At 33.0% G+C, this 11,228-nt stretch carries 10 protein-coding genes; 7 read left to right on the forward strand and 3 right to left on the reverse strand.

The window, feature by feature from the left end; translation table 11 throughout:
- The first annotated feature begins 64 nt into the window (after window positions 1-64).
- The 3 genes from ESZ54_RS04390 to ESZ54_RS04400 all read left to right on the forward strand — a co-directional run bounded on the left by ESZ54_RS04390 (window position 65) and on the right by ESZ54_RS04400 (window position 3,152).
- Window positions 65-820 (forward strand): ankyrin repeat domain-containing protein, encoded by a 756-nt coding sequence (locus ESZ54_RS04390; RefSeq protein WP_136136466.1) that lies wholly within the window; start codon window positions 65-67, stop codon window positions 818-820.
- Between the two features lie 78 nt (window positions 821-898).
- Entirely contained in the window at window positions 899-2,716 is a 1,818-nt protein-coding gene (gene gshAB, locus ESZ54_RS04395) for a bifunctional glutamate--cysteine ligase GshA/glutathione synthetase GshB (RefSeq protein ID WP_136136467.1), read from the forward strand.
- Window position 2,717: 1 nt separating this feature from the next.
- On the forward strand, window positions 2,718-3,152 hold the full coding sequence (locus tag ESZ54_RS04400; protein WP_136136468.1) for a gamma-glutamylcyclotransferase family protein: 435 nt from the start codon (window positions 2,718-2,720) through the stop codon (window positions 3,150-3,152).
- A 21-nt stretch (window positions 3,153-3,173) separates the two neighbouring features.
- On the opposite strand, the gene ESZ54_RS04405 is transcribed toward ESZ54_RS04400, so the two are convergent.
- From ESZ54_RS04405 to ESZ54_RS04415, 3 genes are all read right to left on the reverse strand, one after another.
- Window positions 3,174-3,734 carry a P-loop NTPase family protein gene (locus ESZ54_RS04405; RefSeq protein ID WP_136136469.1) on the reverse strand — a complete coding sequence of 187 codons (561 nt, stop codon included), beginning with the start codon at window positions 3,732-3,734 and terminating at the stop codon, window positions 3,174-3,176.
- Window positions 3,734-4,522, reverse strand: a complete 789-nt coding sequence (locus tag ESZ54_RS04410) for an FtsX-like permease family protein (protein ID WP_162615093.1) — start codon at window positions 4,520-4,522, stop codon at window positions 3,734-3,736. The genes ESZ54_RS04405 and ESZ54_RS04410 overlap by 1 nt, the downstream gene beginning before the upstream one ends.
- A gap of 144 nt (window positions 4,523-4,666) precedes the next feature.
- Complete coding sequence (locus ESZ54_RS04415; RefSeq protein WP_136136479.1) at window positions 4,667-6,748, reverse strand: LTA synthase family protein; 2,082 nt, start codon at window positions 6,746-6,748, stop codon at window positions 4,667-4,669.
- A 275-nt stretch (window positions 6,749-7,023) separates the two neighbouring features.
- Here ESZ54_RS04415 and ESZ54_RS04420 point away from each other — a divergent pair, with 275 nt between their 5' ends.
- The 4 genes from ESZ54_RS04420 (at window position 7,024) to ESZ54_RS04435 (ending at window position 11,170) form a co-directional block, all read left to right on the forward strand.
- Complete coding sequence (locus ESZ54_RS04420) at window positions 7,024-8,205, forward strand: class I SAM-dependent rRNA methyltransferase (protein WP_136136471.1); 1,182 nt, start codon at window positions 7,024-7,026, stop codon at window positions 8,203-8,205.
- An 18-nt stretch (window positions 8,206-8,223) separates the two neighbouring features.
- Window positions 8,224-9,012: a type I 3-dehydroquinate dehydratase gene (gene aroD / locus ESZ54_RS04425; protein WP_162615094.1), complete on the forward strand. Its 789-nt coding sequence runs from the start codon at window positions 8,224-8,226 to the stop codon at window positions 9,010-9,012.
- On the forward strand, window positions 9,005-9,496 hold the full coding sequence (gene ybaK / locus ESZ54_RS04430; RefSeq protein WP_136136473.1) for a Cys-tRNA(Pro) deacylase: 492 nt from the start codon (window positions 9,005-9,007) through the stop codon (window positions 9,494-9,496). Before aroD ends, ybaK begins: the two co-directional genes overlap by 8 nt.
- A gap of 66 nt (window positions 9,497-9,562) precedes the next feature.
- Window positions 9,563-11,170, forward strand: a complete 1,608-nt coding sequence (locus ESZ54_RS04435) for a type I restriction-modification system subunit M (protein WP_136136474.1) — start codon at window positions 9,563-9,565, stop codon at window positions 11,168-11,170.
- Window positions 11,171-11,228 lie beyond the last annotated feature (58 nt).

Consider the following 11,228-nt stretch of genomic DNA (forward strand, 5'->3'; position numbering starts at 1 on the left):
TTGTGATAGAATTTTTGAGTTGCTATACTTAGGGAAAATATCAAGAAAATTAAGGAGGGTGATTATGAAAAAAATAGTAGTACTTGTAACTTTTTTGCTGGCTTTGTCAGGCTGTCAAAAGGTAGTTGATAACAATGATAGCTCAAAAACAACATCAAGTTCGAGTTATAGTGAAAAACAGAAACAATCTAAAATAACGAAAGAAAGTCAGGAAGAAAAGATGAAAACATATCCAGCAGAAAGTTTGCTTAAAGCAGTTGAAACGAAGGATTTGAATGAAGTAAATGCTATCCTAAAAGATAAATCCTATAAAATTGACGAACAAAATGATCAAGGTGAAACACCGCTTTTTATTGCTACGCATGACAATCAAGTAGACATAGCAAAAGCCTTAATTATGGCAGGAGCAGATGTTAATGTTCAAGATCACATCCAAGATAGTCCCTATTTATATGCAGGAGCACAAGGTAAGACAGAAATTTTAAAGTTCATGATTCAAAATGCGAAACCAGATCAAAAAGTCTATAACCGATATGGGGGAAACACATTAATTCCGGCAGCAGAAAAAGGCCATTTAGAAACAGTTAAAGTACTATTGGCAGATGGATCAGTTGATATCGACCATCAAAATAAATTTGGTTACACTGCTTTAATTGAGGCTGTTGCCTTGAGGGATGGCTCAAAGGTCTATCAAGACATTGTCAAAGAATTATTACAATATGGAGCAAACAAGACACTTCGCGATAATGACGGGAAAACTGCTGCAGATTACGCTAGAGAGTTGGGTTATGTAGAGTTGCAAAAAATCCTTAAAGATTAGTATTAATTTAAATTTTATAGAACTCTTACAATAAGTTATAATGAAATGAATAACAATAATTAAATTGGAGGCAACTTTATGGATACCGTAAAAAATATGATAAAAGAACATCCGGAGTATCTCTCACTATTTAAAAATATTTCATATCGCTTAATCAAACAAACGGCAATAGTAACAGATAGAGATACACCGGTTAAAACTAATCTTATTAGTGATAATGAGTTAATAAGAATTACAAATGAAGGCCGAGTTGCACATATTGCGACACCTGTGCTAACAAGCGAAGCCAACGGCATTGATTATATAAAAGCAATCGATGCGGTATTAATAAGAGAATTAGGCGAAACAATCCGCTTAAAATCAAATAGTTTTGAAGACTTTGAATTGAAGGAAAACAGGAGATCGACTATTTCAGTCGAATTGAGTTTGAGTGATGCATTTATGCAAGCATCTGGTATTCAATTTACCGAAGAGGAAATGAATCAATTCAAAGAAAATTTTGAAGCAGGTAAAATGATTGCGATGGCCATGATTGATTTAGATGATTTTCAAGGCGCAAAAATTGAACTCATTGATCCAAAAAATGCAACGTTTTTAGTGTCAAAAATGCCCGTTCAACAAGAGAATATTGCAGGTATTACGGATACTTTGTTACGCTTTATTCAGCTAAGTTATTTGGCGGCATTCTTTGTAGAATTTGACTACGAGTTTGAAGAAGAATTTGAAAAAGTTGCGGCTTTTGTCTCAGAATTTAATTTTGATGAAAAGGATAAAAATGTTGTGGCAAGGTGTATTTTACGCGGGGATGGTGAATATCATTCACTTGAATTTGAAGAGTATCGCGATCTAGTTGAAGCATATTATCAAAATATTTGGGACCATCCATTTGAGTTACCAGGATTTAGCCAGATGGAGTTATCGACGCAATTAATGCTCGCTACAGCGATTAAGATGGGCATTGGGTTTCAAGTCATCGATCCAAACGATCAATTTGTTAAATTGATGTATCAAGACCATACTGAATTTGTTAAAAATACTAATATGACAAGTCTTGATAACTACGTTGCACCTTTAGCTATGGAAAATAAAACTGTCACAAAAGAGATTTTAAAGCAAGCGGGATTTCGAGTGCCACGAGGTAAAGAATTTACAACAGAGTCCGAAGCTTTAAACTATTACAATGATTTTAAAACTCACCGAGTTGTTGTAAAACCAAAATCGACAAATTATGGACTTGGTATCTCAATTTTTGAACCAAATTTTTCAAAGGCTGATTTTAAAGATGCTATCAGTCTAGCTTTTAAAGAGGATAACCAGGTACTAGTGGAAGAGTTTATCGCAGGAACAGAGTATCGTTTTTACGTGTTAGATGGTAAGGTCGAAGGGATTATCTTACGCATCCCAGCTAACGTTGTGGGGGACGGTAAGCATACGATTAATGAATTAGTTGATTTGAAGAATCAAGATCCGATTAGAGGAACAAATTATCGTAAACCACTTCAAAAAATTGTCTTAGGGGACATTGAAAAATTGATGTTGCGAACACAGTCTTTAACAGAAGATAGTATCCCTGAAGCGGGCCAGGTTGTTTATTTACGTGAAAATTCAAATGTCAGTACTGGTGGCGATTCAATCGATATGACAGACGAAGTTGATGAATCGTATAAAAAAATTGCAGCTGACGCAGTAGCGGCACTAGGTGCTTTTGTTTCTGGTATTGATTTGATGATTCCAGATAAAGAAAAGGTGACTAATCAATATTCATTAGATTACGGTATTATTGAAGCAAACTTTAATCCTGCGATTCATATGCATATGTATCCGTTTAAAGGTAAGTCACGCCCACTAGCCCGCTTAATGCTTGAAAAACTGTTTCCTGAGGTCAAGGAGAGTTAAGATGACTAAACGCTATTATCTCGCCTATGGATCAAATATGAACGTAAATGCAATGGCTAAAAGATGTCCAACAGCTGAAATTATCGGAGCGGATACTTTAAAAGGTTATCAATTAAAGTTTAAACAAAAATCAGGTTATGAATCATATGCGACTATCGTACCAAATGATAAAGGATCGGTACCATTTGTTCTTTGGTCAATTGAAAGGGAAGATGAGCTAGAACTTGATAAATATGAAGTCTACCCCGACTTGTATCGGAAAGAAATTTTAACAGTTTCACTTAATGGTATAAAATATGAAGCAATGATTTACCTGATGAATGAACCTTGCAATAATCAAACACCAGCTGAAGCTTATCTTATAAGTATTATTGAAGGTTATCAAGCATTCAATTTTGATACCAGCACATTAAAAAATCCAAGTGATGAACATTAAGGCATGTTCATCACTTGGATTTTATTTATGCGCCAAGATAAAAACTTGGTCGTAGTAGATGGAATCAAGTAATTCTTTATCATCAGTGAGAATAATGATTGAGGCATGATGATCGAATTTAAGTTTAAATAAGGCGGGAAGCAAGTTGTTAACAAAAGTTGCTTCTTCTTTGTCTTTTTTGATGCGATCAAAAATAATCACTTTATCTAAAATAATAGCTCGAATAATTTGAAGTAGCACTTGTTGCGTATCAGAAATTTCGATTGCAGTTTCTTCTAAAAGATGTTCATTTAAATGAAACATTGATAATTGATCTAATATTTCTGCAAGAATTTCTTTAACTTCCTTACGTGGAATACCGAGCAAAAGATTTTCCTTAACAGTAAGGAAGGGGATCATAATGTTAGATCCAGTTGATAAATCAAAATAATGCATTTGATCATCAAGAAAAGCTAAATCCCATTCAACTTCTGGGAAGTTATGTATTTTTAACTCATTTTGAGTATCATCAAAAATAATTGTGACTTTATTTTGGACAAGTTCAGCCATATTTTTTTCAGTATCATTACTAATTCGACGCATCAGTTAACCATCCTTTTAAAGTATAATGAAAGGTACACCATCGATCCAAACAGTGTAGCAGCAGCACAAATTAAGAATAAGATAAGGAAAGATTCAGTAATCGATAATGAGAATTTTTGAAGATTACTATCTTGTTCTTTATTTGAAAAGATTGAGTGCTCATTGAATGTTACAAACATCTGAGAGCCATCAATTGCTTTTTTATTTGGTGCAGGTTGAATTTCAATATCTTGGGGATCACTTGTGACCTGATTAAAAACAAGTTCTTGCTCTGCTAATTGTTTCTTAGAGATTGCTTGATTAATCTGTGACGTGCCTTGAATAAAGATATTTTGCATGACACATAGGACAAAGGTAACGGATAGGAAACTAGCAATTGCAATCAGAATTAATTCTGTATAAAGATGTTTAAAAATATGTAACTTGCTTAATCCGATATTTTTCATATATGAAATTTCTTGTCTTCTTAATGTTGTTGTGACAAGTCCGTATAAGAAGAACATTGCAAAAGCAATCAAGACAAGAATAACAAAATATTTACCATATAGTGAAACAACACTCTGATTGTTTTTTATAATTTCTTCATGTAAGTTAGTTGAAGAAAAAGCTGAAATTTCTTTGAAGTCGTTCCACTTACTTTGAGTCAAACGATTTGAATCATGTTGAATTTGCAGCAATTGATTAATAAAGACAAAGGCAACTAAAAGAATCGTGAAAAAGCCAAAGAACAAGAGCGTATTTCTTTTATGATATCTAATTGCTCGGTATGATTGTTTAATCAAATTCAATTCGTTCACCTCCATCAAGATTTAATAAAAGTATATCGTGAATATGTGAAAAAAATATGAATAATCAGGAATTAATCCACGAATGAAAAATGTACTATTCTTAAATATTTTGTGTCTTTAAGAATAGTACATTCAATTGTTTTTTTATTTTGGTGCTGAACTTGATGATGACGCTGTTGCGTTGCCACCATGGTATGCTTGATATGTTTTAGTTTGGTATAAATCAACGGTTGATTTATTTTGATGTTTAGAATAAATACTTGTCGATTTATCGCCTTTTTCTTCTTCGATTTTTTTCAGTTGATCTAATCCATTTTTGTAGTTGTAATCAGTAGGGTCAATTGGTTTTAGGCCGCTATCTGTATAGAATCGAAGTAAGTCACCATTCGTTAATGCATCTGACATTTGTAATTGTGTGGTGGCTTTATCTTTAAGCACATCAATTTCAGCTTGTTGTGTTTCTGTAGGTGTTTCTATTAATTCACCAGTTTCATTTAAGTAGTATGCATCCCCGATAATTGTATATTTAGATGTTACCACATTTCCATTTCGGAATGTAACAAAATCGTCTTTATCTTTCGATAACATGTCTTGACCTAATTGAATATATTTAGAACAGTCAACACCTAATAGATGAAGTAGGGTAGGTAACATATCAACTTGACCAGCAAAGGTATGATTGATACCACCTTTAGATTGACCAGGAATATGATACATCACAGGTACTCTTTGTAACTGAGCGTCGTCAAACTCGCTCCAATCATCTTTAGATTTACCTAATAAATCAGCTAAGTATTTATTACGAGAAGTAGAGATACCGTAGTGGTCCCCGTACATCACAATAATTGAATTATCATAAATACCAGTTGCTTTTAAATAATTGAAGAATTCTTCAACAGCTTTGTCTAAGTAGTTTGCCGTTGCAAAGTAACCATTAATTGTAGCATCAGGAGTCTTAGCAAGTGGGAAACCACCTTCTTCACCTTTAAGTTGAGAATATGGATAATGATTTGTTACTGCAATAAATTTAGAGTAAAACGGTTGTTGTAAATGTTCTAAGTATTGAGCTGATTGTGCCATAAATGGTTTATCATGTAATCCATATTGGAATGAATTATTTTCATTTACATCGTAATAGCTTGCATCGAAGAAGTGTTCATAACCGATATGTTTATAAGTTTCATTACGGTTCCAGAATGAACCATCGTTACCATGGAAGACCGCACTACTATAACCAGCTTCTTGTTTTAAAATATTTGGAGCTGATTGGAAAGTGTTTTTGTCACCCAATTGACTAAATAAAGGTCCTTGGCTTAAACCAAAGAATGAATTTTCGATTAATGTTTCTGCATCACTTGTTTTACCAGAGCCGACTTGGTGGAAGGCATTATCAAAACTGAATGTTTCGTTTGAATGGTAAAGACTATTGATGAACGGTGTGACTTCATGTTCAACACCTTGATCATCTTTTAACTTATAGTCAATCAAGAATTGTTGGAAACTTTCTAAATGAATGTAGATAACGTTACGATCTTTAGCAAGACCAAAAGTTTCAGGATTTGCTTTAACATGTTGGTTTTTAGCATAATCTTGAACAGTAACTAAATCATTCTCACTTGCTTGAGCGCGACGTTGACTAGCATTGTAAGTTTGAACACCATCATAAACTGTAAAAGCGTTCATCCCTAAGTATTTAACAATATGATCGCGAGAGAAAGTACGTTTTAATAACTCAGGACGATCAGCTTCAGCCAAAGTTAAGTTGACTGCAAACAAGAAGATTGCAAAACTTGAAATAGCAATGGCACCACGACCCTTAACAGGACGTTCATCGATTTTAATTTTTTTAGCGATTAATAAACCGCCTAAAACAAATAAATCTAAGAAATACACGACATCATAAGGTCGCATCATTTTTAAAGTACTAAGACCCAGTCCAGAACTTACTTTCCCAGCGCCAAGCATCGTATTAACTGTAATAAAATCAGTAAATTCACGATAGTAAATGACATTTGAAAAGAGAAGTAAAGTTGTTAAAAATGATATTACAAATAGTACAATATATGCTTTTTTTGGTTTTCTAACATAAAGTGCTGCTGAGAATAAAAAGAGTGTTGTTGCAATTGGGTTAATAATCATAATAAAATATTGGAATGGGTTCTCAATATTTAAATGAAAATCAGCAAAGTATGCAAAAACTGTTTTTATCCAGAATAATACTGCCATTAGGACAAAGAATCCAATACGCGTATTTATCCATTTATTTTGATAATTATGTTTCAAGACTAATCTTCCTTTCTAAGCTAATAACTAGTCACGGGTTCAAATTAAATTTTGAACATACCTATACTATTTTACCTTTTAGCTGAACAAGTGTCAATTAATTTTAAAAAGACCCTGTTTTTGTTTCAATATTTCTCAATAAAAATACGTCGCTAAGTTTAGTAAAAACTGATATAGTATTATGTATGATAGATTAGAATTGAGGATAACAAATAATAATGAAAGAAATAATAATTAAAAATGAATTATCTAAGAAGTTTAAGCGGTCATATCCGTTAATTTCACCTACAGATTTAACAGAAGCGTCACAAAAACCTACAAATGAGTGGGTTAAATTTGTTTCCCAACAAAAAGAGTTTATTGGTTATGGTTATTTAGGCCATCAGAATAAAGGAATTGGCTGGATGGTGAGTTTTGACGAATCACAACCGATTAATGATAATTTATTAAAACAACTATTTAATGAAGCATTTGAAAAAAGACAAGGATTGATGAATGATCCTCTGACGACTGCATTTCGTTTATTTAATGGCGAGGGTGATGGTTTAGGGGGGATAATTATTGATTGGTATGATGGGTATCTTGTTATCTCATGGTACAATCAGGTTATCTATTCCTTTAAAGAACAACTTTTGACAATTATTCAAAACTGCTTTGGCGAAGAACTACTAGGTGTATATGAAAAAGTTCGATTTGAGGGCAAAGGCTTAGCTGAGTCTAGTCATTTAAGCGGCAATCAAGCTTCAGAACCGCTTCTAATTCAAGAAAATGGTGTGTCTTATGCCACTTATTTAAATGAAGGATTGATGACTGGTATTTTTCTTGATCAACGCGAAGTTCGTAATCAATTAATTGAGGGTCTAGCGATGGGCAAGACAGTTTTAAATACTTTTAGTTATACTGGAGCATTCTCTGTAGCTTCGTTAATCGGTGGTGCTGAGAAAACTACAAGTGTTGATTTAGCCAAACGTAGTTTAAACAAAACACGAGAGATGTTTGAAGTGAATGGAATCAATGCATCTGAACAAGATATCATTGTGATGGATGTGTTTGACTACTATAAATTTGCTTTACGTAAGAATCTATCTTTTGATGTCATCATATTAGATCCACCAAGTTTTTCAAGAAATAAGAAAAAAACTTTTTCAGTTGCGAAGAACTACAATGAATTGGTAGCAGAAGCAGTCGCAATTTTGAATAAAGATGGTATCTTGATTGCTTCAAGTAATGCGGCAAATGTACCATTACCCAAATTTGAAAAACTGGTTGAACAAGGCATCAATGAAAGTAAACGTAAATTTGAAAAAATGGCATTGTATCAATTGCCAGTTGATTTTGCAGTCAATAAGAACTTTAAAGAAGGCAATTATTTAAAAGTAATGATTTATAAAATATTTTAAGAGATGGGATCGATAGGGATGAAGAATTTTAAAATTAGAAATCTTGTACTTGGCGAAGGAGAACCAAAAGTATGTGTCTCTTTAATCGCAAGTAATTTTAAAGAACTATTTGCTGAAGCAATGCGTGTCAGTAAACTAGATTGTGATATTATCGAATGGCGTGCTGATTACTTTATGTATATCAACGATTTAGAATTTATGCGTAAAGCAGCTTACTTTATTCGTTACGCAATCGAGGATAAACCATTAATCTTTACCTTTAGAACACAAGAAGAAGGTGGCGGACAAGCAATTGATGATGATTTTTATTTTTATTTAAATCATTATATGATTAAAACTGGCTTAGTTGATGCGATTGATTTAGAATTATCGCGTCTTCCTGAATTTAATATGAACATTATCGACTTTGCGAAAGAAAATAGTGTTAAAGTTGTGATTTCTCATCATAATTTACAAAAGACACCGTCAGCAGAACAGTTGGAAGAAATGTTGACAGATATGAAAACACTTGGAGCAACAGTTGGCAAAATTGCAGTAACACCAAATGATTTTGATGATGTTTTAGAAATTCTAAAAGCGTCAAATAATATGAAAAATAACCATCCGGAAATTCCGTTTATGTTAAATGGCATGGGGGAAATTGGCAAATTAACCCGTTTGACAGGTGAACTCTTTGGTTCCGTTTTAACGTTTGCAAGTAATGGTAAGCAGTCATCAGCGCCGGGTCAAATGTCGATTGAAGAAGTGCGTTCTGGCTTAAAACTGTTTAATAAAGAAGAAGAAAAAAGAAGTGATTATTTTGGCTAAGAAAAAAATCCAAAAAACGAACGCCATTCGTTTTTTAGAACAAAAGAAAATCCCGTTTGAGATTTCTGAATACGAATGGGATGACCAACACATGAGTGCAAAACATACAGCCTCTGAGCTTGGGATTGATGAAGTAAAAATTTTTAAAACGCTAGTTACAGTTGGCAATCAAACAGGTCCAATCGTGGCAATAGTTCCTGGTAATCGTGAACTTGATTTAAAGAAAATCGCTAAAGCAAGTGGTAACAAAAAAGTGGAAATGTTACCTTCAAAAGAATTAGAACCTTTAACAGGTTATATTCATGGAGGTTGTTCACCAGTTGGGATGAAGAAAAAATTTCCAACATTTATTGCTAAAGAAGCTTTAGATTTAGATACAATTCATGTATCTGGTGGTAAACGAGGATTACAATTAAGAATCGACCCGAAAGTTTTAATTGATGTTGTCGGGATTGAGGTCGTTGATTTAGCGACTGAAGAGTAATGAATATTGTGAAGTAGACAAGCGATTGTCTGCTTTTTTAATGGTTTGATAAAAGGAGAAGAAAACATGTCATCAAATAATTCAAAAACATTGTTTCAAGCACTATGGAATAGTGCAGATATTTTAAGATCAAAAATGGATGCTTCCGAATATAAAAACTATTTATTAGGTTTAGTTTTCTATAAATACTTATCTGATAGAATGCTGTGTTTCGCTGTAGATATGCTTGAGGAAAAAGCAGAAACTATTCAAGATGCGCAAAAAATATATGAATTAGCTTATTATGATCTAGATACTCAAAAAGATTTAATTGATGTGTTAAAAGAAGAATTTTCATATGCATTAGAACCTAATTTAACATTTACAGCACTTGTTCAAAAAGCTCATGATATGACATTTGAGTTGGAAGATTTAGCACAAGGTTTTCGAAACATTGAGCAAAGTAGTGAATTGTTTGAAAATTTATTCGAAGATGTCGACTTATATTCAAAAAAATTAGGTCAGAACGCTTCAAAACAAAGTAAAACAATTACAGCTGTCATGAAGGAATTAGATACATTAGATTTAGCACATGATGGAGATGCACTAGGAGATGCTTATGAGTATTTGATTGGTCAGTTTGCATCAGATTCTGGAAAAAAAGCCGGCGAGTTCTACACACCACAACCAATTTCAACATTAATGTCTAGAATTGTTCTAGAAGGAATGAAAGATAAAAAAGGTTTTAGCGTATATGATCCAACAATGGGTTCAGGTTCTCTACTACTAAATGTAAAAAAATATTCAAATGAGCCAGGAACAATCAATTATTTTGGACAAGAATTGAACACATCTACTTTTAATTTGGCAAGAATGAATATGATTTTGCATGGTGTTGACATTGCAAATCAACATTTAAAAAACGGTGATACTTTAGATGCTGATTGGCCAGTTGATGAACCAACTAACTTTGATGCAGTTTTGATGAATCCGCCTTATAGTGCAAAATGGGGTGCAGAAAAAGGCTTTCTAGATGATCCTCGTTATAGTTCATATGGTGTGTTAGCACCAAAGTCAAAAGCTGATTTTGCCTTTCTTTTACATGGATACTATCACTTAAAAGAATCTGGAACGATGGCAATTGTACTACCTCATGGGGTTTTATTTAGAGGCGCTGCAGAAGGCAAAATAAGAAAAATTTTATTAGATAATGGTGCGATTGATACTGTAATTGGGTTACCAGCCAATATTTTCTTTAATACAAGTATCCCAACAACAGTTATTATCCTGAAAAAGAATCGACGCAATAAGGATGTTCTTTTTATTGATGCCTCTCAAGATTTTACAAAAAGTAAAAATCAGAACAAGCTGGAAAAACAGCATATCGATAAGATAGTTGAAACTTACTTAGAACGTGAATCAATTGAAAAATATGCTCATGTTGCCGATTTTGAAGAAATTATTGAAAATGATTATAACTTAAATATTCCAAGATATGTAGATACTTTTGAAGAAGAAGAACCAATTTCTTTAGTTGATGTTGCCAAAGAATTAAGTCAGGTTCAAAAGGAAATTAAAGAGGCCAATACTAAATTAGCAGAAATGTTTGAAGATTTGACAGCAACTGATCCAGACGTTCAAGTAGAACTAAATCAATTTTTAGAAATACTGAAAAGTGGTGATATTCATGGATAAAAAAGTTCCATTAATTCGATTTAAAGGATATACTGACGCTTGGGAACAGCGTAAGTTG

The sequence above is a fragment of the Vagococcus silagei genome (genome assembly GCF_004795745.1).
In the GTDB taxonomy this organism is placed as follows: Bacteria; Bacillota; Bacilli; order Lactobacillales; family Vagococcaceae; genus Vagococcus; species Vagococcus silagei.